24 protein-coding genes and 1 other annotated feature are annotated in these 26,043 nt (G+C 26.9%); of the genes, 4 read left to right on the forward strand and 20 right to left on the reverse strand.

Going from position 1 to position 26,043, the window contains the following annotated elements; all coding sequences use genetic code 11:
- Positions 1–171 precede the first annotated feature (171 nt).
- The gene (locus GFJ41_RS10495) at positions 172–1,110 is read right to left on the reverse strand and encodes an ROK family protein (protein ID WP_170075276.1); all 939 of its coding nucleotides are present in this window, start codon (positions 1,108–1,110) and stop codon (positions 172–174) included.
- Between the two features lie 102 nt (positions 1,111–1,212).
- The gene (hpt, locus tag GFJ41_RS10500) at positions 1,213–1,734 is read right to left on the reverse strand and encodes a hypoxanthine phosphoribosyltransferase (RefSeq protein ID WP_114542684.1); all 522 of its coding nucleotides are present in this window, start codon (positions 1,732–1,734) and stop codon (positions 1,213–1,215) included.
- A gap of 222 nt (positions 1,735–1,956) precedes the next feature.
- On the opposite strand from hpt, the gene GFJ41_RS10505 reads away from it, so the two are divergent.
- Positions 1,957–3,042 carry a pyridoxal phosphate-dependent aminotransferase gene (locus GFJ41_RS10505; RefSeq protein WP_170075277.1) on the forward strand — a complete coding sequence of 362 codons (1,086 nt, stop codon included), beginning with the start codon at positions 1,957–1,959 and terminating at the stop codon, positions 3,040–3,042.
- 4 nt (positions 3,043–3,046) lie between these two features.
- On the opposite strand, the gene GFJ41_RS10510 is transcribed toward GFJ41_RS10505, so the two are convergent.
- The 9 genes from GFJ41_RS10510 to uppS all read right to left on the reverse strand — a co-directional run bounded on the left by GFJ41_RS10510 (position 3,047) and on the right by uppS (position 12,411).
- Entirely contained in the window at positions 3,047–3,433 is a 387-nt protein-coding gene (locus GFJ41_RS10510) for a YkvA family protein (protein ID WP_170075278.1), read from the reverse strand.
- A gap of 71 nt (positions 3,434–3,504) precedes the next feature.
- Positions 3,505–4,509, reverse strand: coding sequence for an aspartate--ammonia ligase (gene asnA / locus GFJ41_RS10515; RefSeq protein WP_170075279.1), 1,005 nt, complete (start codon positions 4,507–4,509; stop codon positions 3,505–3,507).
- Between the two features lie 114 nt (positions 4,510–4,623).
- Positions 4,624–4,883: a binding site (T-box leader), on the reverse strand.
- A 266-nt stretch (positions 4,884–5,149) separates the two neighbouring features.
- A complete protein-coding gene (gene ptsP / locus GFJ41_RS10520; protein WP_170075280.1) occupies positions 5,150–6,862 on the reverse strand; it encodes a phosphoenolpyruvate--protein phosphotransferase in 1,713 nt (570 codons plus the stop codon).
- 81 nt (positions 6,863–6,943) lie between these two features.
- Positions 6,944–7,204 (reverse strand): HPr family phosphocarrier protein, encoded by a 261-nt coding sequence (locus tag GFJ41_RS10525; protein WP_170075281.1) that lies wholly within the window; start codon positions 7,202–7,204, stop codon positions 6,944–6,946.
- A gap of 59 nt (positions 7,205–7,263) precedes the next feature.
- Positions 7,264–8,469: a patatin-like phospholipase family protein gene (locus GFJ41_RS10530; protein ID WP_035115535.1), complete on the reverse strand. Its 1,206-nt coding sequence runs from the start codon at positions 8,467–8,469 to the stop codon at positions 7,264–7,266.
- A 199-nt stretch (positions 8,470–8,668) separates the two neighbouring features.
- Positions 8,669–9,013, reverse strand: a complete 345-nt coding sequence (locus tag GFJ41_RS10535) for a hypothetical protein (RefSeq protein WP_021430017.1) — start codon at positions 9,011–9,013, stop codon at positions 8,669–8,671.
- Between the two features lie 48 nt (positions 9,014–9,061).
- A complete protein-coding gene (locus GFJ41_RS10540; RefSeq protein WP_035115539.1) occupies positions 9,062–10,798 on the reverse strand; it encodes an Eco57I restriction-modification methylase domain-containing protein in 1,737 nt (578 codons plus the stop codon).
- A gap of 110 nt (positions 10,799–10,908) precedes the next feature.
- Positions 10,909–11,694 carry an N-acetylmuramoyl-L-alanine amidase family protein gene (locus GFJ41_RS10545; RefSeq protein WP_052169119.1) on the reverse strand — a complete coding sequence of 262 codons (786 nt, stop codon included), beginning with the start codon at positions 11,692–11,694 and terminating at the stop codon, positions 10,909–10,911.
- A 72-nt stretch (positions 11,695–11,766) separates the two neighbouring features.
- Positions 11,767–12,411, reverse strand: coding sequence for a polyprenyl diphosphate synthase (gene uppS / locus GFJ41_RS10550; protein WP_021429998.1), 645 nt, complete (start codon positions 12,409–12,411; stop codon positions 11,767–11,769).
- A 154-nt stretch (positions 12,412–12,565) separates the two neighbouring features.
- Here uppS and GFJ41_RS10555 point away from each other — a divergent pair, with 154 nt between their 5' ends.
- On the forward strand, positions 12,566–13,033 hold the full coding sequence (locus tag GFJ41_RS10555; protein WP_170075282.1) for a DUF4358 domain-containing protein: 468 nt from the start codon (positions 12,566–12,568) through the stop codon (positions 13,031–13,033).
- 249 nt (positions 13,034–13,282) lie between these two features.
- Positions 13,283–14,227, forward strand: coding sequence for a mannose-6-phosphate isomerase, class I (gene manA, locus GFJ41_RS10560; RefSeq protein WP_170075283.1), 945 nt, complete (start codon positions 13,283–13,285; stop codon positions 14,225–14,227).
- Positions 14,228–14,268: 41 nt separating this feature from the next.
- Here the strand turns inward: manA and GFJ41_RS10565 are convergent, their stop codons facing one another.
- Both GFJ41_RS10565 and GFJ41_RS10570 read right to left on the reverse strand, forming a co-directional pair.
- Positions 14,269–14,790, reverse strand: a complete 522-nt coding sequence (locus tag GFJ41_RS10565) for an amidase domain-containing protein (protein ID WP_053832668.1) — start codon at positions 14,788–14,790, stop codon at positions 14,269–14,271.
- Positions 14,791–14,794: 4 nt separating this feature from the next.
- The gene (locus tag GFJ41_RS10570; RefSeq protein WP_170075284.1) at positions 14,795–15,328 is read right to left on the reverse strand and encodes a hypothetical protein; all 534 of its coding nucleotides are present in this window, start codon (positions 15,326–15,328) and stop codon (positions 14,795–14,797) included.
- A gap of 151 nt (positions 15,329–15,479) precedes the next feature.
- Between GFJ41_RS10570 and GFJ41_RS10575 the strand changes: the two genes are divergently transcribed.
- Positions 15,480–16,442, forward strand: coding sequence for an LCP family protein (locus tag GFJ41_RS10575; RefSeq protein WP_170075285.1), 963 nt, complete (start codon positions 15,480–15,482; stop codon positions 16,440–16,442).
- A 96-nt stretch (positions 16,443–16,538) separates the two neighbouring features.
- Here the strand turns inward: GFJ41_RS10575 and GFJ41_RS10580 are convergent, their stop codons facing one another.
- The 7 genes from GFJ41_RS10580 to GFJ41_RS10610 all read right to left on the reverse strand — a co-directional run bounded on the left by GFJ41_RS10580 (position 16,539) and on the right by GFJ41_RS10610 (position 26,027).
- Positions 16,539–16,943, reverse strand: a complete 405-nt coding sequence (locus GFJ41_RS10580; RefSeq protein WP_170075286.1) for a hypothetical protein — start codon at positions 16,941–16,943, stop codon at positions 16,539–16,541.
- Positions 16,944–16,955: 12 nt separating this feature from the next.
- The gene (locus GFJ41_RS10585; protein WP_170075287.1) at positions 16,956–19,370 is read right to left on the reverse strand and encodes a DUF4214 domain-containing protein; all 2,415 of its coding nucleotides are present in this window, start codon (positions 19,368–19,370) and stop codon (positions 16,956–16,958) included.
- A gap of 76 nt (positions 19,371–19,446) precedes the next feature.
- On the reverse strand, positions 19,447–20,550 hold the full coding sequence (locus GFJ41_RS10590; RefSeq protein WP_170075288.1) for a glycosyltransferase: 1,104 nt from the start codon (positions 20,548–20,550) through the stop codon (positions 19,447–19,449).
- Between the two features lie 2 nt (positions 20,551–20,552).
- Entirely contained in the window at positions 20,553–21,653 is a 1,101-nt protein-coding gene (locus GFJ41_RS10595; protein ID WP_170075289.1) for a glycosyltransferase family 4 protein, read from the reverse strand.
- A gap of 13 nt (positions 21,654–21,666) precedes the next feature.
- On the reverse strand, positions 21,667–23,061 hold the full coding sequence (locus GFJ41_RS10600; protein WP_170075290.1) for an O-antigen ligase family protein: 1,395 nt from the start codon (positions 23,059–23,061) through the stop codon (positions 21,667–21,669).
- Positions 23,062–23,203: 142 nt separating this feature from the next.
- Positions 23,204–24,907 (reverse strand): phospho-sugar mutase, encoded by a 1,704-nt coding sequence (locus GFJ41_RS10605; protein WP_170075291.1) that lies wholly within the window; start codon positions 24,905–24,907, stop codon positions 23,204–23,206.
- Between the two features lie 46 nt (positions 24,908–24,953).
- On the reverse strand, positions 24,954–26,027 hold the full coding sequence (locus GFJ41_RS10610) for a mannose-1-phosphate guanylyltransferase (RefSeq protein ID WP_170075292.1): 1,074 nt from the start codon (positions 26,025–26,027) through the stop codon (positions 24,954–24,956).
- Positions 26,028–26,043 lie beyond the last annotated feature (16 nt).

Raw genomic sequence — 26,043 nt, forward strand, 5'->3', positions numbered from 1 at the left:
ATCATCCCCCTTAGATTTTTTATGTAATTGTTTAATACTTGTGTTTATACTTAATTTTACGTAGGTAACTTGTCCTTTATTATAATTTTTTGTGTAATTTAAATATATTTGAGCAAAAAAAAAGAGAAGTACTAAACTTCTCAAAATCATTAATATATTTATTATAAAATTTTAGCTTAAAAATGCTGCCCCAACTATACCTGCATCTGCACCTAACGTTGCTATTACAATGTCTGCAAAGTCTTCATTTTTATAAATTATATACTTTCTAACTAATTCATCTAATCCATCTAATATTATATCTCCAGCTCTTGATACTCCTCCACCTAAAGATATAACTTCTGGATCTAATGTATTTATCATACCTGCAATAGCTTTCGCTAAATACGATTTGAATCTGTTTATAGTTTCAATAGCAACTTTATCGTTTAATCTATATGCATCAAATACATTTTTAGCATTTATGTTCTCTATATTATTATTAGCTAATTCTAGTATTTTACTATCATTGCCTTCTTCTATTAATTTTTTAGCATATTTTATAATAGCTGTAGCTGAACAAAAAGTTTCTAAGCATCCATTGTTCCCACAGTTACAATCAAAATAATTAGTGTCTACTATAACATGCCCAATTTCAGACCCCATATTATGGGCTCCATTGAAAACTTTCCCATTTATTATTATTCCTCCACCTACTCCAGTTCCTAAAGTATACATAACACCTACATCGCAACCTTTCATACTTCCAGCTTTAGCTTCTGCCAAAGCTGCAACTGTAGCATCATTTTCAGCATATACATTTGTTTCTGGGAACTTAGACTTTAAAGTATTTATAAAATCTTCTTCCTTCCAACCTAAGTTAACACATGTAACTTGCCCCTTTTTATTTATAAAACTAGGAACTCCAAATCCAATTGACTTAATCTCCGAAATTTGAACACCGTTTTCCTTCAACATGGTTCTTACGAGCTGATTAATATCTTCCATTATTTTTTCAAATCCACTTAAAACATCCGTTGGACATTCTTTTCTAAAAAGAATTTGCCCATTTTCATCTACTACACCAGCTTGTACTCCTGTACCACCTATGTCTACACCTATATAGTACATACTCATATCCCCCTTATTTTATAATTAAGTTCTATTTATAATTTTATTATACAATCAATCTTAATTATTTAAAATATGTTTTAAAAAAATAATAGTAGAAGATTACTCTCCTACTATTCCTATATATGGTAAGTTTCTATATTTTTCTGCATAGTCAATTCCATATCCAACTATAAACTTGTCTTCTATAACAAATCCCACATAGTCAACATGCATATCAACTTTTCTTCTTTGTGGCTTGTCTAATAACGTACATAATTTTAAAGATTTTGGATTTCTAGTTTTTAATGCTGCCACTAAATTGCTTAATGTTAATCCGCTATCTATTATATCTTCAACTATTAAAACATTTTTCCCCTCTATATCTACATCTAAGTCTTTTAATATTTTAACTGTTCCTGAAGATTCTGTTGAGCTTCCATAGCTTGATACACTCATAAAATCTATGTTAACATCTAAGTTTATATTTCTTATTAAATCAGCAACAAATACACTCGCACCTTTAAGTATCCCTACTACTAATAATTCTTGTCCTTTAAAATCTTCCTCTATTCTTTTTCCTAGTTCTTTAACTTTTTTTAATATCTCTTCTTCACTTATCATTACACCTGTAACCTTGTACATAATTGTACCTCCAATTTACCGTATATTAATATATATCATTATAACATATACTTTAAATAATTTGTGAATATTTTTTTATTTTATTTAATAATAATTCGTGTTTATTTCTTATCCTTCTTATTCCCTTCATATATTTTTATTTTTTACGTATTAGTTATATATTATATGCAAATTATTATATATAATTATTATTGTAATCAATATTTTAGGAGGACTATTAAAATGAGTACAAATCATGGTGCTAACTTATACGACCTATCAAATAAATTAGGTTTTAAAAAAAATGAATTAAAAGATTTTAGTTCAAATATAAATCCATTAGGCTCTTCTAGTTTAGGTAAAAAAGCTATTGTAGACAATATAGATATGGTGTCTATATATCCTGACCCAAACTACTATAACCTAAAGAATTCAATATCAGAGTATTGTAATTGTAATATAAAAAATATAGTATTAGGAAGTGGTGCAACTGAACTTATTTCATCATTTATAGAAATAGTTAATCCCAAGAAATCAGTTTTATTATCTCCATCATATTCTGAGTATGAAAAAGAGTTAAACAAAGTAAATTGTGAGATACATAAATTCTTTTCAAAAAAAGAAAATAAGTTCAAAGTAGACGTAGATGAGTTTATAGATTACATAAACATAAATAAGTGTGATTTAGTTGTTATTTGTAACCCAAATAATCCAACTGGATTTGCATTTACTAAAAATGAAATTAAAAAAATATTAGAAAATACAAATGCATTTTTAATGGTTGATGAAACATATATTGAATTTACAGAGACACAAACTTATTCTTCTACACATTTAGTTGATAATTTTGGTAAATTATTTGTAATAAGAGGTACCTCTAAATTTTTTGGTACACCTGGTATAAGACTTGGCTATGGACTTACATGTAATTCTCAAGTACAAGATTCAATTGAAAATCATATAGACCTTTGGAACATAAATACATTAGCATCTGTTATGGGTGAAGTTATGTTTACTGATGTAGACTTTATAAATACTTCTAGTTCTATATTAAAATGCGAACGAGAGTTTTTATTAAGAGAGCTTTCTTCAATTGAAGACTTAGAAGTGTATCATAGCGACGGTAATTTTATACTTAGCCAAATTAAAACAAAAAAAATAACAGCATCAAAGTTAAGAGAAGCTCTAATTGAAAAGAAATTTATAATAAGAGATTGTAAGTCTTTTGAAGGGTTAGATGAATATTTCTTTAGAATTTGTACTTTAAATCATGATGATAATGTTTTATTAATAGAGTCTTTAAAAGATATATTCAAAAATGAAGAGTAGGAATCTACTCTTCATCTTTTATTGAAAAATCTACTCCCTCAATTATATTTGGATAATAGCTTTCTTTTTTATATTTTTTATATTTTTCTATTTCTTCACTAATTATACCTAAACTCCATAACAGTACAAATAAATCATCTACAAAACCAAATACTCCAGTTATCATCTCTGGGATAAAATCTATTCCCGATACAAGATATGTTATAGCTATAAAAATTGCAGATGTAACTTTGGCTTTATTTATTATATTAACCTCTTTATCTGTAAAAAAGTCAGGTAATTTAAATAGATTAATTATAAACATTATTCCGAACTTAGCATCTTTAAATCTTACTAAAACTTTTTTTAATATATCTAAAAGGATATCTAAAATTCTCATTAATACTTTCATAATTACCACCCCTAAAGTTATAACTTAAAACTATTATAACTCATAGAGCATTTTTCTTAAACATACAATTTTTACAATAAGTTAATACCAGATTGCTCACATTTTTTTATCATATCTTTCGGCCATATACCTACTTGAACTTCACCTATATGGGCTTTATTTAGAAAATACATACAAATTCTAGATTGACCAATTCCTCCACCTACAGTGTATGGTAATTCTCCTTTTAATAAAGACTTATGATAATCTAATTCTTTTCTATCTTCACATTTAGATAACTTTAATTGCTTTTCTAAGCTTTTTTCGTCTACTCTTATACCCATAGATGAAAGTTCTATCGCATTATCTAATACTGGGTTGTAAAATAATATATCTCCATTTAATTCCCAATCGTCATAATCTGGACTTCTTCCATCGTGTTTGTCTCCGGTAGATAATACTTTACCTATTTGCATTAAAAACACAGCGCCTTTTTCTTTTACAATTTTATCTTCTCTTTCTTTTGGCGTTAAACTTGGATACATATCTAAAAGTTCTTGAGATGTTATAAATGTAATCTCTTTAGGTAAAGTTTTTTGTATTTCTGGATATATACTGCTTACATGTTCTTCGGTTTCTTTAAAAACTGAATAAATATTTTTTACAATATCTTTTAAAGTATCTATGTTTCTTTCTTTTCTATCTATTATTAATTCCCAATCCCATTGGTCAACATATATTGAATGAATGTTATCTAATTCTTCATCTTTTCTAATAGCATTCATATCTGTATATAATCCTCTTCCTATTGAAAATCCATATTTTTTCAAAGCCATTCTCTTCCATTTAGCTAAAGAGTGAACTATTTCTGCATTTTTCTTTATATCTGGAACTTCAAAGCTTACAGCCTTTTCAGTTCCATTTAAGTTATCGTTTGTTCCTGTCTCGGGTAGAACAAATAATGGTGATGATACTCTTGTAAGTTTTAATGTTTCTCCTAGTCTACTTTCAAAAAAATCTTTTAAATCTTTTATAGCCTGTTGTGTTTGAATTACTTCTAATTTTGATTCATATCCTTTTGGTATTATTAAACTCATATTAATACTCTCCTTTATATTTTTTATTTTAGAGAGTATGACGTCATACATTTTTAACTTATAGTGTGGCCATCACTATTTATTGCATAAAAAAAACTCTCATCTCTATATAAATATAGGGACGAAAGTTTATATTTCCGCGGTGCCACCCTGATTAACCTGAATATATTATCAAGTTCTCTCAAATAACGCAGCAAGACAAATCTTAGTGCGTTCCAACTTGATAACGGTTTGGTTCCGTCTAAGCCTACTCTTTAAAATTTCGGTTAGCAACTCCAGGATGTTCTTCAATATAGGCTTCGTGTTGGACTCACACCATAACCAACTCGCTCTTGACTACTTCCTATATATACTCTTCCTTTCAACGTCTTTTTAAAAGATTTGAAATTGTTTAAAGTAATTCTATTTCAATATATGATTTATGTCAACTAAAATTTCTTATCAAATCATTTTTTATAATTTAATTAAATATATAATTTGTTATTTTCTTATTTTTTTATATTGTTTTTATTCCAATTAACTTTATTTTTTATTCTATTTTATGTTTTTCAATTTATTTTCAAAAAACTTTATTTTTTCAGAATTTTTCTTCAAAATAAAAAAGCTACTATTTTATAGTAGCCTTTTTTTATTTAAGATATTACATATTGAAAGTTTTGTCTACGTAAGCTTTTATCTCTTCTGCTGTTCCCATAGTTAATACTTCATTAGCAAATTTTTTCATATCTTCATAGTTAACAGAAGTTATGAACTTTCTAGCTGGAAGTATAGATATTGGAGACATAGAGAATTCATCAAGTCCCATTCCTAAAAGAATAGGTATCATTCTTTGATCTCCTGCAGCTTCTCCACACATTCCTACCCATTTACCTTCTTTATGAGCATTATCTATTACCATTTTGATAAGTCTTAATACTGCTGGATTAAATTGATTGTATAAATAGCTTATTTTTTGGTTCATTCTATCTACTGCACAAGTGTATTGTATTAAGTCATTAGTTCCTATAGAGAAGAAATCTACATGTTTAGCTAATATGTCTGATATTACTGCTGCAGATGGTATTTCTATCATCATTCCAACTTCTACATCTTTAGCATATTCAATTCCTTCAGCATCCATTTCAGATAAAACTTCTTTTATTATCTCTTTAGATTTTAATAGTTCTTCTAAAGAAGATATCATAGGGAACATTATTCTTAATTTCCCATGTACACTAGCTCTATATAAAGCTCTTAATTGAGTTTTAAATATATCTGTTCTATCTAGACATAATCTTATGGCTCTATATCCTAAAAATGGATTCATTTCTTCCTCCATTTTGAAATATTTCAATTCTTTATCCCCACCTATATCTAATGTTCTTATTACTATAGGTTTTCCATTCATGCCTTCAAGAACTGCTTTATATGCTTCATATTGTTCTTCTTCACTTGGGAAATCATCTTCCTTATCCATGTATAAGAACTCAGTTCTATATAGTCCTACACCTTCTGCATCATTTTTTATTAATCCTTCTAAATCATTAGGGCTCCCGATATTCCCTGCAAGCTCTACATGTCTACCGTCAAGAGTTATAGAAGTTTTTCCTATCAATTGTTTTAACGCTTCTTTTTCTTCATCGAACTTAGCCTTTAAATCTCTATACTCATTTATAACTTTTTCATCTGGGTTAACTATAACTTGTCCTGTTTCACCATTGAATACTATAAAATCTCCATCCTTAACATTTTCAGTTACATCACTTAATCCTACTACTGCAGCTATTTCTAATGTTCTAGCCATTATAGCAGTATGAGAAGTTCTACCACCTATATTAGTTAAGAATCCTAAAACCATTTTTTTATTCATTGTTGCAGTATCTGATGGAGTTAAGTCATGAGCTATTAATATAACTTCTTCAGATAAAGCTGATAAATCTACAACTTTTATCCCTAATATATGTCTTAAAACTCTATTTGTAACATCCTTGATATCTGCTGCTCTTTCTCTCATATATTCATTGTCCATTGACTCAAATATACTTACAAACATTTCTTTAACTTCGTTTAACGCGAAGTCAGCATTTACCTTTTCATCTCTTATTTTAGCTATAGTCTGATCTATTAATTCTGGATCTTGTAAAACTAATAGGTGAGCTTCAAATATTTCAGCTTCATGTTCCCCTAATTCAACTTTAGCTCTTTCTTTTACTTGCTCTAACTCTTTTTTTGACTCTTCTACTGCAGCTTGTAACTTTTCAACTTCAGTCTCAACATTTTCTATGTTTTTTTTCTCTATATTAAGTTCGCTATGTTCTATAACCAAAGCTTTTCCTAAAGCTACTCCTGGCGATGCTCCTGTTCCTTTATACATATATGCGTCCTCCCATTGTCTTGTGTATACATTATATATATTCAACAAACCTCGGTTTTCACCGAGGCTTTTTATTTTTTATTATTCACCAAATCCGCTTTCTATTAACTCAACTAATGCGTTAACTGCTGATTCTTGATCTTCTCCATTAACAACTACAACAACTTCATCTCCTTGAGCTAATCCTAAACTCATTATTCCCATTATTGATTTAGCATTTACAACTTTATCTTTTGCCTTTATCTCTACTGTTGATTTGAACTCAGATGCTTTCTTTACAAACATTCCTGCTGGTCTAGCATGTAATCCACTTGCATTTTTGATAGTTACTATTTTTTCCATTGTAATACCTCCATAGATTTCATTTGTTATATTTTGATATAAATATTTGCAATATTAATTTATGCCTTTATATCATTTATTATTATATTTGTTAAAAGTTTAGTAAACCTATTCCTATGAATTGTAATTATAGGTCTAGTTTCAAAACTAGATTCCCAATTCACATTAGAATTCATATTAGTATTTACTACTTCTACTACCTTATTAAAATCATATAAGTTTGTTCTATTTATATTATTTTCCTCAAGCTTTTTCTCATATATGCAATAAAATAAATCTTTATACGAAAAGTCTTTTGGTAAATTTAAACACTCCCCTAATTTTGGAATTATGTTTTCTAAAAGTGTTCTTTTACTTATATCTCTTTTTATGTTCAATGCCTTTGTTAATGATTCTATAGTTTCTTTGCTCAAGTTGCTTAACTTGTAAAAACAATAATCATCATCATATTTATATTCCTTGTTGAAATAATATCTTAGACCATCATATCTGTCAAAGGTTTTCATAGCATCAAAATACCCTAGCTTAATGTTTTTACTTACATTGTCTGGATCTAAGTTTAGACACCCTCCTAGAGATTCTGACGGCACAATTATCTTCATGTTCACATCTTGATGATGATTTAAATTTATCTTTCCAAATAAATCATCAACTAGTCTTATAACAACAATATCTTCATATCCTTTTTCTCTTAATAAACTTACAGGTATATTATTATGAAATAAACCATCTAAAAATAATTTATCGTCTAATTTATCTAGTTTAAATATAGGCAAGCTAGCACTTGCAATTAGATAGTCTAGTAATTTTCCTTTTTCAATATTTTCTAAGAACATAGGACTTGGAATTATTTTTCCATCCCATACAACTGTTACTAACCCAAAGTCTTTGTTGGAATTTCTTATAATATTTTCATCTATGGTCTTTTCTAATAAGCTTCTAAATGGACTTATATCTATTCCTTTATTTTTTCTAGCTTTATTTATAAGAGATATCACTCTATTTATATTTTTAGGAGTAAAATCAACATTTTTTATATTGTGATATGTTTCCTCATCCACATCCATAAAATGAGTGTAGTCATACTTAGTCCATATCTCTTCTAATACCTCTAGGTTATTTTGGACTATATACGCTCCATTCAAGGCTCCTATAGAAGTTCCTGCAACACCTTTAAATTCTATCCCTAACTCTCTTAATGCTTTATATGCACCTAACTGGTAAGCACCCTTTGTGCCTCCACCTTCAAGTACTAATCCTTTCATAAATATCACCTTATATAAGTTATAAAGATATATCTTCCTAAAAACAAATATATTACAAGTTTCTCCCTATTTCAAGTAAAAATTATATTTTTTTATAATATTTATTTAATTTTAATTTTATGTTAGATTCTAAAAACAACATAGAAGCTTGTATTTTTAGCATTTCATTAAATTAAATATGCAAAATTTACTATTTCTACTATTTCACATCTAAATCACTATTTACTATTTTTACTACTTTTAAGAACATCTTTTTCTCTATGGGATTTAGCTTTATATTTGACATTATATAGTTATTAGGGTCTATTAAATATATCTTTTTATAACCAGTTTTATAAAACATCATACAAACATTTTTAATATCAGAAAAATTGTCTGCATCAAATGGATCTACATCTATTATTAAATTATACTTAGATGTTTTTATTCCCTTTATTTTATCTTTATAATCATTTACAAACGTTTTTATTTCATTGCTGTTTAAATATCCATTAACTTTTATATACACTTTACTATTTTCACCTAAAACCTGAGTATATATCATAATTTCCCCCCTGTAAAACACATTTACTATGAATATATGTATATATACTTAATTTAGTGAATTTAGATTCAATGATTTTTTTATTAGCTCTTCTATTTCTTGTTGTAAATAATTTATCTCTTCATTTACTTTATTATCAAATTTAATATTTTTTATAATTTGTTTTGATAATTTTTCTATTTCTAAGTAATTTTCATCTTTAAAAATACTTATTTCCATAACTTTGTTCGGATAATAATCATATAAATTTTTACCCATCTTTTTTGCAAATACCTTAAAATAATTATCATATATCTTTGAATTTAATAATCCTAATAAATATTCATATGAAAATTCTTCTTCATACTCTTTTTTTATGCAAAATGAATATACATCAGCACTGCAAAAACTATTATTTTCATCAATAGCAAATTTATTTTCATTTGACTTATATGGGTACATTATCTTTTTTCTTTCAAACATTGATTTATCTCTACCCCATTGTAATTGATACCATTTGCGAGTATTTTTCTTACATTCTCTTCTATTTTGCAATTTATTTTTATAATTTTGTATGTATTTTACAGATTGTATGTAATCATTTATATCATTTATATCATCACTATATATAAGTTTTAAGTCACTTTTTTCTATATAATATTTTTTAATATTTTTATTTTTAATCCAATTTTTCACTATATCTTTTTCTATATTATTACATTGTATTTCATTATTTTTTATAACAAATGCTTTATCACATCCAGTTATAATTCCCTGAAAACTTATACATATATCTTTTAGTTTATATTTACAGCTCTTTTCTATAACGTTATATAAATTTACATTTTCCTTTTTATCTATAATCCACTTTTCACTCATATCACTTTGATTCATATCTATTTTAGTAAAATAGTCACTAAACTTTAGAGTTGATTTGATATCATCTATAAACTTTAGTTTAATATTATAGTTGGTGATCCTATAAAAATCAAAACTCGAATCTATATATTTTGACTTTTCCATGGTAAATATACAACTTGCTACATTTGCATTTTTAAATACATTAAATCCATTAAAATCTATAATTTCTTTAATTTTAACATTATTAATGATATAGTTTCTTAAATTTTCTCCACTTGTGCTTTCCAAAAAATATCTTGGAGTTATTATACTTGCAACTCCATTTTTTTTAAGTAAGTCAATTATACGTTTATAAAAACAAAAATAAATGTCTGCTTTATCCTTATATACGTCACCATAATTTTTTATTAATTGCTTTTTATATTTCATAGTCAAATTTTTATGTCCTATATAAGGAGGATTTCCTATTATATAGTCAAATTTCTCACCCCAGAATGTTTCTTTCAAAGTATCATCTATTCCTTCATACATCAAACTATCAAAACAGTATATATTAAATTTATCAGTAGATGAATCTAGCTCTTTATTCCTCAAAGAATATTTCAAAACATTTACTGCATTTTGATCTATATCTATACCATATATACAATTTTTAATTATATGTTCATGTATATTTTCAATATTAAGATCATTTTTTATAACTTCAAACTTTTTATACAAAATATCATATACCTCTAGTAAAAAATTTCCACACCCACAAGACATGTCCAATATTTTAGGAGATGGATTCTTGTTAAAATCATGTTCTGTCAAAATTTTATTAACAATATAATCTATTACATATTTAGGAGTATAATAAATCCCCAAAGTTTTTTTTTCATTTTCACTTAAACTATTTTCATATAAATCAGATAAATAGTAGTTATTACAATTTAGAATCTCCATATAACTTCCCCCTAGAAAATACACTTTCTAGCTACCATTATATCAAAGTTTGAATTAATTAATATATAATTAAACATAAATAAAAAGAAGTATATAATATATACTTCTTTTTATTTATGTTTAGAGTCTATGTATCTTAGTATTCCTTGAGCTATACCTTCTGCCATTTGATTTTGATAACTTGAGTCACTAAGCTTTTTTTCTTCTTCCTTATTACTTATAAATCCAGCCTCAACTAAAACTGATGGCATTTCTGTCTCTCTTAAAATTTCTAAGTTAGAAGGATAAATACCTCTATTTTTAGTATCTAAATATAAGCATATTGTATCTTGTATAGATTTAGCTAATTTTTCTGATCCATCAATATTATTTGACTGATAATATGTCTCTGTTCCAAACGCGGACCTTCCTCCACTTTCTGAATTTAAGTGTATTGAAACAACCATATTTACCCCTTGCTCATTAGCCATTTTACTTCTTTCTTCTAAAGATACATATGTATCTTCTGTCCTAGTTAGAATAACTTCTAAATCTTCATATTGAGATAAATCTCCTGCTACTTTCTTTGCAATTTCTAAAGATATATTTTTTTCTAAGCTGCCATCTACTCCCTTAGCTCCTGCATCATTTCCTCCATGTCCAGGATCTATCAATATCTTAATTTTCCCTTTTGATTTGTCTTCATCTAAGCTAAGATGTTCAATTTCAGTATTGTCTTGAGTTTTAGTCTCATTGCTTTTAGAATCAGTTTTTGTTTTATCTTCACTCGTTGACCCTGTTAACATCTTTAACCCAAACATTATTGAAAATATAATTGCTAATAATAAAAATACTAAAATTAATAGTCTTGATTTTTTTATTCTTTTTCTCTTAACAGTTTTTTTCTTCTTTGCCATACATCCACCCTTCTACTCTATAATTCAGGTTAATTTTAGCATTTTTCGATTATATTTTCAATATGACTAACTTTATCCGCCTAAAGTAATATCTTGTTTGCTATACCAATTTATTGCTTCATGTATATGGTTGTGTTTAAAATCTGGCCAGTAATCATCTAAAACATAAAAATCTGCATATATAGATTGTACAGGTAAAAAACCACTTAGCCTTCTTCTTCCACCCCATCTTATTATTAAATCCAATCTAGATACGTCAAAAGACTGTATGTATTCATGTATATTGTTTTTATTATTTCCTTTTGCCGTAGATAATGTATTTAGGTCCCAATGCCACCCATAGTTAACTAACAAATTAGCTTTTATTTGCCCATCCTTAGCCTCTGTACGACTAGTATATGGAATTAGTTCCTTTGGGAACATCGGCGAACTCGTATTTCCTATAACCAGTAAAGATGCTCCTTCGTCTACTAACATCTTAGCTGCATTTACACACGCATCAGTAAAAGCTTTGGTCTGGGGTGCAGGTCTCTTTGTATTATCCGTAGTAAATCCATAAAATGTAACTTCATCTACGCCTATATCTCTGCATACCCTGTATGCTTCAAGCCCTGGGTCTAGTCCATTATCATACCCTTTGTCTTTAGTAAGGCCATTAGATTCAGCCCACCTTCTATTTCCATCTGGTATTATTCCTACATGTTTTGGAATTCTCATTTTAATCACCTCTTGATGTGAATTATTGACACATATAGAAATTTTACACAATTTAAAATATTTTATTAAAATTTTTTAAATTTTCAATAAAATAACTCCATTATTTAATATATTTATAGTAAACTATAAATATATTTTAATTCGGAGGTATTACATGAGGAAAAATTTGTTTTTAGTTTTTTTACTTTTCACTTTTTTACTTGTAGGTTGCTCTTCTAAATCAGATATTAAAGATGTACCTGTAAGTGAAATTAAAGATGCTATATTAAAAAATAATCTTTTAGACGTAGATCCTTTAAATGATATTCCCGCTTCAGAATTCTATGCTCTTAGTTCTGTAAAAAATGATATTAACGAAGGCTTTATGCTAAGTGCCATGATTAATGTAAAATTAAGAGATGTCATAGTTATAAAAACTGATAATACTGAAGTTATAATTAAAGCTTTAGAAAAATATAAAAATAATTCACTAAAACTATTTGCTGACGGATATGGTGGAGAAGATAATATGGAAAGTGTATCAAATTCAATATTGAAAACAATAGGCAACTATGTATATTTTATAGCTACTCCAAATGCTGATGAGATTGAAAAAGTAATTTTAAATACTATTCAGAAGTAGGCGTTAATAAACTTATCAATCTAGGTGCCTTAATTTAGTCAAAAATAAAAATATAGATATATTGCTCAATTAATAATTTTTAAAAAACATAATCTACATTTTTAAATATTGGTACAGACTATCTATTTAACTATAAATTGAATATACTTACAAAATTTAATTTAATATATATTATAACCATATTTGATTTTAATAGAATATATTATATAATTATTATAATTATATTATTTAAAATTACGGGAGGAATTTATGGAACCACTATTTTTAAAACCACTATTTATGTACAGAATCTGGGGAGGAACTGCATTAAGAGATAAGTTTAACTATGAAATTCCATCTGAAAATACAGGTGAGTGTTGGGCTATAAGTTCTCATGAAAATGGAGATTGCGAAATTACAAATGGAAAGTTTAAGGGCATAACTTTGTCTAAATTATGGTCTGATCATAAAGAACTATTCGGAAATATGCCTGGAAATAAATTTCCACTACTTACAAAAATATTAGATGCTAATGATAATTTATCAGTTCAAGTTCATCCTGATAATGAATATGCTAAGAAAAACGAAAATGGAGAATTGGGCAAAACTGAATGCTGGTACATAATAGATTGTGATGATGATGCTGAAATGATTTTTGGACACAATGCTAAATCTAAAGAAGAGTTAGAGTTTATGGTTTCAAATAATAAGTGGAATGACCTACTTAGAAGAGTTAAAGTTAACAAGGGAGACTTTTTCTATGTTCCAAGCGGAACAATCCATGCTTTATGCAAAGGAACTCTAGTTTTAGAAACTCAACAAAATTCTGATACTACTTATAGGGTTTATGATTATGATAGAGTAGACTCTAATGGTAATAAAAGAGAGCTTCATGTAGACAAGTCTATAGATGTTACTACAGTTCCTCATGTTGAAAATAAACCTAACTACAGTATTATTGAAAATGCTAACTTTAAACTTACAACATTTCTAAGTAATGAGTTTTTTAGTGTTCATAAATTAGATGTTTTCACTGAGTATAGTTCAACTCAAGATAAGCCATTCGAATTATATAGTGTCATAGATGGTAACGGGAAACTAGTATCAAATTCAAATGAATATAGTTTAAATAAAGGCGATAACTTTATATTACCTAATAACTTTGGAGAATTTAAAATAATAGGTAATTTACAATTAATAATTTCTCATATGTAGTTAAAAAGGGATGCATATTTATTTTAATACATCCCTTTTACTTATTTATAATACCCTAGTATCTTTATATATCTTCTCTCTCCTTCTTTCTCGCTTAAAGGAAAATCTATCAAATCCTCTGTATGCTGGCATATTAGGTAATCTAATAAGTAATTTCTATCATCTAATATTACTTCACTTATTATCATTGTGTGATATGCACTACCTTGATAGATTAATTGAACTAAATCTCCTTTTTCTAATTCATCATAATCTGCTAGCACTGAATATATCCCGTAATTTTCTGTGTTATATCTATTGTTATTTAAAACATATCTACCAAATGCATCTGCAGACGTCCAAGTTGGAGTTCTATTAGAATCGCTATACCAATACCATTTGTGCATTATATCTTTTCCCTCATGATCAAATGGTATGTCACCTGCATGTATACACTGAGATATATAGTTAGTGCAATCTCCTCCCCATGGGTCATAATCTTTGTATTTAGGATTTCTGTATAAAGCCCACGTCCTAGCATACTCAACCGCAGCTTCTCTATTATATTCATTTAATAATCTCATATTATCACTCCATTACATATCTCTTAATGTAATTCGATATATTATTTTCATTATCTTTAAAATAAATTTTCAGTTCATCTATATCACATGTATCCTCATTTTCATATGAAGAAAATACTATAGACACATAGTCCTTTGTTATATAAAAATTTCGCTCTATATTATTATCTATAGACTCTGTTTTGTTGAAAATATCTTCTACTAATAATTCTCTCTTTCTTTTAAGGTCAAAATTATAAGTATTTATATAGCTTATTATTTTGTTAGAATTATAAATTTCTGAAAATATCATAGATACACTGATTATATTATTTTTGTTAAGATTTTCTTTAAACTCGGTAAAAATAATAGTACTACTATTAGAATGTCTAGACTCTTCCATCGATATTTCTTTAAAAATTAATATATCGTCATGTATTTTTTTATTTATATATTCTATAAATAAATCATTATTTATATTCTCTACTACAGGATATTCTATTATACAGCTAAAATTTTTATCTATTATGTCTATATATCTTTTTTTTATATCTACCATTTAAATAGCCTCCTGTGTTTAAACTATATTATTATGTATGATAACATTGTAAATTTTGATATAAGTTTTTTTATTTATTGATGTTAAATATGTATTTTTAGTTTAATATAAATATATACAAAGCAAAATTTTTATACAAAAGGGGGATACTATGTCTATTTTTAAAAAAGTCTTTATTTTCATTATAATTATTTTAGTATTATTGCCTGTAAGCATATTTGGTTATATTCACTCTAAAATAAATAAAGTATACGATCCATCTTCATCTATAAAATCACTTAAGGAAACAAATTATTCATCTGAAAAAGGAATAAAGAATATTTTATTAGTTGGAACAGATGCTAGAAATACAGAGGAAAAATCTAGATCTGATGCCATGATGATTTTAACTGTAGATAATAAGCACAAAAACCTAAAGCTTACATCTTTAGCTAGAGATACATATGTAGAAATTCCTGGTCACGGAAAACAAAAACTAACACATGCATATGCTTATGGAGGACTTAATTTATTGTTAGAAACCCTTGAATCTAATTTTAAAATAGATATTCAAAATTATGTTGTCGTGAATTTTTTCTCATTCATTAATATAATTGATACTTTAAATGGAATTGTTATTGATGTAAAACTTAATGAAATAAAAGAATTAAATCGGTATATACCAGAATGCTATTCATTTGACCAAAATAAAAATAAAAGTCCTATGAAAAATATAGAGTATTCAGGTAAGCAAAAACTAAATGGTTATCAATCCTTAGCTTATAGCCGAATTAGGTATAATGATAGTGCTCTAGAGCGAGACAATAGACAAAGACTAGTACTTGAAAGTTCATTTGAAAAAGTTAAACACCTACCAATTAGTAAGTACCCTGATTTAGTAGATAGCATACTTCCATACATTAAAACTAATATGAATACATCAGACATTTTATCTATTGCTAATTCTATTTTATCTATTGGTAATTTTAATATTAAAACTTTAGAATTCCCTATAGAAGAGTATAGTGCTGGTGGCATTTATGAAAATGCTGGATGGGTTTGGCGTTATGATGAAGATAAGTGCTTGCCAATACTTCATGATTTTATTTTTAATGATAAAGTATATAAAAAATAAAATAAAAAAACCGATTAGATAGACTATTTATAATATCTATTTAATCGGTTTTTTAGCCAAATATTTATTTTTATTGTGTAATTAAAACTTTATGTATTACTCTATTTCAATTATTTCTCCATTCTCGCAAACTAAAACTGTGAATAATACACCTGTACCACCTTGTTTCATAAGTTCTTTTGATTTAATTTGAACTATATATCCAGTCTTTCCATTTACATTTTCTATATCTTCATTCCCAACATATACTGTATCTGCATCATTTCCATATTTTGCTTTACAAAATTCAATGGCTTTCTCTAAAGTAAAATTAGTATTTGACTTTTTATTCTTTTCTTTATATTCTTTACTTTTCAAATCATATTCTTCTTTATTGTCTTGTTTACTAATATTAGCACTATCTATATCTGCGCCCTTTTTACCTAAACTATGAACTGCAAAATATACTCCAGACACAACTAGAAGTATTATTAATATGTATTTAATTATTTTTTTGCTCATCTATGTTTTCCTCTATTTATTTTCTAAACTATATCTATAACATTGTATAGCATCTTCTTGTTCTCTAATAAACCTTTTAGCAACGCTATCTTGAACAGCTTGAGAGTTATTTGCAAAATAAACTAACTGCCCATTTTCATCTTTACGTCCTCTTTCTGCATATACAGCTTTTATAAAATCTTCTGCATTGTTAGTTTTACCTTGTAGTGGCGATATTATTCTATATGATCCTGTAACTCCATGTTGAACTGCTGTTGACCATAGTACATTACGTCCCGCAAATGTAGATACTACATTTGAAAAATCACCTGATTTTAATAATTTATTTACTAGTTTATCATAAAAATTCTCTTTTACATATTTATGTTGTAAATTATAGAATGTATTATTATGATTTTGTGCAATTTCTTTCCAAGCTTTATCGAAATTAGGTCCACAATTTGTATTATCATCTAATGCTCTTGCATCAGTTAATTTTTTATAAAACTCATTATTTTCATTTCTCAACCAACTCACAAATTCATCCAAAGATCCCATTGTAGAAGAGAACTGCCATGCACCATATGACTTTCCACCATAATCTCCATTTCCACTTGATACAAGTCCTGGATCTCCATTTGATTCATATCTTTCTGATAAAACACCTAAGAACTCATTATTTAAATTATCTTCAAAAATTTCAGTTGTGTTAACTCCACTCACAAACATACTAGCGTATCCATTGTAAATTTTTCCATTTTTAACATACTCTATTTGATAATATGTCAAATCAGTTTTTACTCTTCCTAAAATAACTACTCTATCACCTGATTGCATTGTAGTTAATACATCTGCCTCTAAGCTAGGCTCTTTTCTTAAATTTAAAGCACTAACTTTAATTCTAGCTTTCCCAATTGTACTTTGTACTTCATTAGAAGATAATTCAATGTCCCCTATATTTTTTATTCCAATGTTTTTAACTTTATCTTGGAACTCTGGAGAGTTAAATATACACTTTAAAACATACTTTTTACTTCCACCATTTACAATTTGATTTAACCAGTAGTTTAATCCACCTAAGTCAGCTTCTCTCCCTAAAATACCTTTATACACAGCTTTTACATACTCTTCACTTGAGTACCCTTTATTTTTAAATTCATCACTATTTATAAAAGAATCTACTACTTGTGATACACTTCTATTTCCACTTATTATTTCATCTGCCCAATAATTCAATCCGCCTATATCAGGTTTTCTTCCATGGAATCCTACATAAAAATTCTCTACAATTCCTTTGACTTCACCTTTTCTATCATCTAAATTTATGTCTATATTTCCTTTATTTTTAATTCCTATATTGTCTAATTTTTTTTGGAACTCATCAGAATTCATATTTACAGCTAATAAGAATCTTCTAGAATTTCCGCTATTAAGCATATTCGTCCAATGATTAAGTCCATCTTTATCCGGATTTCTATTAAATAAAGCCATATACATACATTCTACATATTCTTCATTAGTATAATTTTTACGATTCATTTCATCACTATTTATAAATATAAGTAAGAGCTCTGATACACTTGTCTTGTTATCTATTATCTGATTAGTCCAATATTCTAGCCCCTCACTATCTGCCTCTCTTCTGTAAAAACCTTTATAGAATTGGTTTACTAGCTCTTTAGCCATTCCTTTATTATCATTTAAGCCTAATTCTATTTGCCCTTTATTTTTTATTCCCATTAAATCTAACTTAGTTTGAAATTCATTAGAGTTAAATATATTGTATAGTACAACTTTTCTACTTTGTCCTAATCCAAGTTGGCTTGTCCAATATTCTAATCCATCCTCATCAGGTTCTCTCCCTTGTAACCCTATATATAGTGCTTTTACGTATTCTTCATTATTATAGTTTTTGCTCTTACATTCATCACTATTGATGAAACATTCAAAAACATTAGCTACAGTTCTTCTTTGACTTACAATCTCATTTGACCAATATTCTAGTCCATCATTGTCTGCTTCTCTTCCATAAAATCCGGCATAAAATTGTTTTACAATTGTTTTACAGTTTTCTTTTACATCTGTTGAATACTCACTTTTTATAAGTTGTTGATTATTTAATTCAACTGGATTCTGATCTTCACTTTGCAGTTGTTCTATTTCTTTTGCTTGAGATTCCTCATCCGCTTGATTCTGATTTTGATCCTTATTCTGTTCTTGTAACTGATTTTGACTCTGATCCTTATTCTGTTCTTGTACCTGATTTTGACCCTGATCTTTATTCTGTTCTTGTACCTGATTTTGACTCTGATCCTTATTCTGTTCTTGTACCTGATTTTGTGTAAATTCTTCAGTATTTTCTAGTTTTTTTGTTTCTGCATTTACATCAATAAAATTAATCGCGCATAAATTTAGAGCAATTATCCAACTGATTGCACTTTTTTTCATAATTCTTATCTCCCTCATGTAAAAAATTCAACTAAAAATGCTTAAACTAAATCAAATTAATTTTCATTTTTATATATTAATTTAATTTATACACTTCTAAATGTTGTTCTAAAATACTCTGCCAACTTAAAATATTCCTTTGTATATTTGGTTCATTTGTTAATATCATTTGTATATTCTTAACAATTTGCATCGTATCATTTGGTTTAACATACCATACTCCATCTTCAGACCTTCCACATTTTTCATGTGATGTAGTTATTATAGGAATATTTTGATTGTATGCAGCTAAAAAACTACCATTTCGTTCTGAGACCCCATCTCTAAATGGTAATATGCTTAAATCGCTTATTTTTAAATAGTTAGCTACATCTTCAGAAGAATCTATAAACCCTGTTATAATTATATTGTTTTTTAAATCAAATTCATCAATCATTTTCAATATCTTATTTTGATAGCTATCACTTTTAGATAAAACACTTAATATTACTAATTTTATAGTATTATCTATTTTTATAATTTCTTTCATAGCATAGATTAAAGTTTCAATTCCCTTTAATTCATTAATAAAACCAAAATATGAAATTATTTTATTTTCATTTAAATCTAACCTTATTTTTAATTTATTAACTTCTTGGTAATCAAGCTTACTTCTTGGTATATTTGAACTTATAGGTATATACCTTATATTAAATTTTTTTGATATAGGTGTTACAAATGATTTTATCTTATTTATATATTGTTGCTCAACTACTATAATGCTATCTGCATATGCATAGTTAATACAATTTCTTATTTTCCCCTTAGCCGTATAATTTAGATACTCATGTACAGTTTCGACTAATTTAAATTTTATTTCCCTCAGTTCTTTCTTTATAATCCTAGGTAAAAAATTAATAAATAACGAGCTTCCATATTCATCACTAGGATACTGTATATGTATAATATCTGGCTTTATAGATTTTAATGTATTTATTATAGATTTTTTATCATTAAAATCCCAATTTTCAACAATATTAAATACTTTATATTTTAAAGCCTCTCTACAATTAGCTTTCTTAGATGTAATTATGTACACTTCATTTCCACTTTTTTGTAAATGATCAGCTAAAATGCTTGTATAGTCACCTATTCCGCATTTCATATTTGGAAATGCTCCAACTATTAAACATATTTTCAAATTTACCACCCCCTAGTTATTTCATATATATATTCTTTTGATATTTTATCCCAAGAAAAATAAGCTTGTCTTTCATTGCAATATTTGATAGCATCCTCGTATAAATCTTTATTATTATATAATTCAATTATTTTTTTCTCTAAATCATTTGAGTTCAATGTGTCAAATTTTAGTTCAGGCATTTCTACTAGCTCATTTAGTGATGTGTTATTAGCTACGATTACTGCTACTCCATTTCTCATTGCCTCTAATACAGGTAATCCAAACCCTTCGTAAATAGAAGGAAAAACAAATAAAAATGAATTCTTCATAAGATAGCTTTTTTCTTCTTCAGTTATATAATTCAAAAAAACTATTTTATCTTTATGTTCTTCAATCATTGATTTTTCTTCTTCGCATTTCCAACCATACTTGCCACAAATAATCAATTTTAATCCAGTTTCATTATAAATATTTTCAAATGCTTTAATTAATGTTTTTAGATTTTTTCTAGGCTCTATAGTTCCTAAAAACATCAAATATTCTTTATTTCTAACTCCTAGTTTATCAAATTTCTCTGTATTTACTTTAGATAAATCGTTGCTTATAACAACATCTTCATATATTACTTTAATTTTATTTTTATCTATTTTAGGAAAATGATAATTTAATCGTTCTTTTGTAGATTTAGAAACTGTTATTATTTTATCAGCTTTTTTTAATGAATTTGGTATAAATAGTTTATTTATTATTTTATTATAAGTACTCATTGTCTCCTTAAAATCAAAGGCAACTAAATCATGCATAGTAAGCACAGTTTTTTGTTTTTTTAAACCTAGAGGAATAATATGTTGTGTCCCCCAAAATACATCTATATCATACTTCTTACATAACTGGTTGCTCTTTAATAAATACCATATCGTACGCTTTAAACTACTTTCATTATCAATCACAACATGTAAGTTTTTATATTTTTCACTTTCAAAGTAAACTTTTCTATCCGAAAATAAAAAATACTGATTTTCTTTATCATTTTCTAATACATTTTCAAGTAAGTATTGAAGATAATATCCTATTCCTGTCTTTTTCTCTATAAGAGGTCTTGCATCGATTCCTATTCTCATCAGATTTACTCTCCTAATTTTGTTTTTTCCAAAAACTATATCCTAAAACTATTCCTATCCAATAATATCCAAAAACTAAATCTGGTATTGAAATTAGTAATCCTATCGTAGGCGTAATTATCATAAAAATTAAAGCAATAGATATAGTTTCATTAATTCTCCTATTTAAAATACATTCTTTTATTGGAATGTATATTATATAAATAAAAGAACATAGTCCTATTAATCCTGTATTTGCTAATAAGTTTGTCGTCATATCTAATGATCTAAACGAGCCCCATCCTGCACCTAATATAGGAACTTGTTTAAAAATTTCCAATGACATCCTTATTGCATTGCCTCGTTCATGCCCCGATTCCGAATTAACTTTATCGATAGTCATATTTTTTAACATACTAATCAATTCATTCCAAGAAATCTCAAATATTTTTGTTATAAATACTAAAAGAATGATAGTAGTTATAAATGCTGCTAAGTATAATATATATATTTTTATTTTATTTTCATAAATCGCCTGTCCTTTTATTGAAAATTTTAAAACATATAATGAAAGTATTAAAATTGATATAATTAACCCTATATATGCAGTTGATGATGTTGTTAAAATTGCACATATAAAAGCTATTATGACAATTAAAATTAATAAAATATTAAATTTTTTGTCACTTTTATCTGTAGTTCTATTTCCTAACCATAAAATTACGATAAACGGTAAAAATGTTAGAATATTTAAAGCGAATGTAGAAGGTTCTAGTGCAATTGAACTTATTCGCTTGATACCGTAAACCACTTGCATATACGCTTGCATAGCTGAAATATTATTATTAAATATATATGCTGGATATTCAATATCTAAATAATACATACAGAATTGTATTAGTCCCCAAACAAGTGCAAAAACTGTACTTACAGAAAATACTTTTATTATATTTATAAGAGTTTGTTTGGACTCTAATTTTAAAGTTAGTATAGTTGCAAACAATACCATGAATAGTAAATAGATTGATTGAGTTATATTAGATTTACTAAATGATATAACTACTTCTTTTTTTGTATTAAAATCAGTTATAATTATACTTCTATTCATTATAAACATTAGTACTTCTCCAATAATTATTATTATTGCAAAAACAATTAATGCCTTAGCTAATTTATTTTTTTTAATTTCATAAATAATATTTTTAAAAGATGTTCCTGACTTTATATATTGTATACCTACTTTTAAAATCCATAGCCCTGCAACTAAATAAAAAGGTTGTATACCTGTTGTTGTTTTTTCAATATTTATAAATGAAGTGGCAGTAAATGTTGAGAAAAATACTGCTGAATATAATAATATTTTCTCATTTTTTATAAATCCATATATAGATATTATTAATGCTATCCATCCTATTAAAGTTATGTCCATATAATCTCCTTTATCATATATTTAATAAATACAATACTCTGTATTACAATATATAAAAACACTTAAAAAGTTTTATTTATTTTTCAAGTGTTTTTATATACTACATGATATTTGATGTTAATTTTTTCTAAGAATCTAATATTTATATAGATTCAGTTAATCCTATAATTTCGTTAATTATACAATCAATTTTATAATCTACTGTATTTTTATCTTTACCATTGCATCCAAAATAAAACTTTATTTTAGGTTCTGTTCCTGATGGTCTAATAGCTAACCAAGAATTATCCTCTAATATAAATTTTAATACATCTGATTTTGGAAGACCATCTATTCCCTTAGAATAGTCTTTTATCTCATTTACTTTTAATCCGCCTATAGACTCTATGTTTGAATTTCTAAAATAATTCATTATAGATTTTATTTTTTCCATTCCATCTATTCCCTTTAAAGTTATAGACTTTAATTCTTCTCTAAAGTATCCATATCTACTGTAAATATCCATTAATCCTTCGTATAAACTCATGTCTTTTTCATAGTAGAAAGCTGCCATTTCAGATATTAATAAAGATGCAACAACACCATCTTTGTCTCTAGCATGTGTACCAACTAAATAGCCATAACTTTCTTCATATCCCATTATAAAAGTTTTTTCATTGCTATTTTCAAATTCATGAATTTTTTCACCTATAAATTTAAATCCAGTTAAAGTATCAATAGATTCTACTCCAAAAGATTTAGCTATTACTGCGCCTAATTCTGATGTAACTATAGTTTTTACAATTGTAGGATTTTGCGGTAGCTTATTTTCATTTTTTAAATTTTCTAATACATAATTAACTAGAAGTGATCCTACTTGATTTCCATTTAATACAATGTATTCACCTTCAGTATTTTTAACTACAACCCCAACTCTATCGCAATCTGGGTCTGTTCCTATTATTATATCAGCACCTTCTTTTTTAGCTTTTTCTATAGCTATGTTGAAGACTTCCTTCTCTTCAGGATTTGGATATTTTACTGTAGAGAAATTCGGATCTGGTAGCTCTTGTTCTTTTATTACCTCTATATTTTTAAACCCAACTTCCTTAAGAACAGTTCTTATAGGAATATTTCCTGTACCATGTATAGGTGTGAAAAATATTTTTATATCATTTCCAACTTTATCTATTATGTCTTGTCTAAGAACTTGAGTTTTAACTGCTTCTATAAATGCATGGTCTACCTCATTTCCTATAATTTCTAATAATCCTTTTTCAATAGCTTCATTTTTACTTATAGTTGGTATTGTGCTGTACTCTTTAACTTCATTAACTTCATTAATTATTTCTGATGCTATAACTGGGCATACCTGACCACCATCAGTCCAGTATACTTTATATCCATTATATTCTGGAGGATTATGACTTGCTGTTATTACTACCCCTGCAATACATCCTAAATGTCTAACTGCAAAAGATAATTCAGGAGTTGGTCTTAAGCTATCAAATATATATGCTTTTATTCCACAAGCTGCTAAAGTTTTAGCCGTTTCTAAACAAAATTCAGCTGATTTATGTCTACTATCGTATGCTATTACTACACCTTTTTGCTTACCATCTTCGCCACATTTTTTTAATATATAATTTGCAAGTCCAAAAGTTGCTCTCCTTACTGTATAATCGTTTATTCTATTTGTTCCAGCTCCAATTACACCTCTAAGTCCACCTGTTCCAAATTCTAAATTTTTATAAAATCTATCTTCAATTTCCTTAGTATCACCTTTTATATTTATTAATTCCTGTCTAGTTTCATCGTCAAAATAAGGATTATTTATCCATTCTTCATAATTTTTAATATATTCCATAATATTATCACCTCTTAAATTTTAATTTTTACAAATTTATATAGTTTTATAAATATTTTTTCTTACCTTCTTCTTTTAATTTTTCTACAATTAACTTAACATCTTGAGCATTTTCTTTTCTACATACCATTACTGAATCTTCTGTTGAAACAACTATTAAATCTTTTATCCCAACTGTAGCTATTAATTTATCTTCTGAATACACTACAGAGTTTTCAGTGTTGATAGTTATAGTTTCTCCCCTCTTTATGTTTCCTTGCTCATCCGTATCATATATAGCTCCTAATACATCCCATGAACCTACATCATTCCATCCAAATTCACCAGGTACTACAACTACATCGTCACTTCTTTCCATAATTCCATAGTCTATAGATATAGATGGAATTGTAGGGTATATTTTTTTTATCATTTCATCTTCTTTGTCTGTTCCTATATAATTTGAAAGTTGCTCTAATTTTTCATATACCTTAGGTAAATATCTTTTAAAATCTTCTAAAATTTTAGATACTTTCCAAACAAACATCCCACTGTTCCAAACATATTTCTGAGATTGTACATATTCTTTAGCCTTTTCATAATTAGGCTTTTCTACAAATTCTAGTACTTTATATGATACATTATTATAACATTCTTCTTTAGTAAAGTTAATATACCCATATCCAGTAGATGGGAATGTAGGTGTTATCCCTATAGTTACTAATTTATCATTTTCACTAGCAACTTTTATCGCATCATTAATTATTTTTACATATCCATCTTCATCCTTTATGTAATGATCTGCTGGGTATACACACATAATTCCATCACCATGCTTCTTCATTATTGAAAAAGCTGCGAATCCGATTGCTGCTGCTGTATTTCTAGCTGATGGTTCTTGAAGTACATTTTCATGTATACACTTATCTTTAACAGTCTCTTTAAGTAACTCACTTTGTGTTTCATTAGTTACAATATATAAATTTTCCTTTTCTGATATAGAACTTATTCTATCTATAGTTTCATTTATTAAAGTATCTACTCCACTTAAATTTAATAATTGCTTTGGATTAGCTTGTCTACTAATAGGCCAGAATCTTGTTCCTCCGCCTCCAGCCATTATAACATTAAACTTTTTCATTTTTAATCATCTCCTA

This window comes from Paraclostridium dentum, from assembly GCF_012922555.1.
GTDB classification, from domain to species: Bacteria; Bacillota; Clostridia; order Peptostreptococcales; family Peptostreptococcaceae; genus Paraclostridium; species Paraclostridium dentum.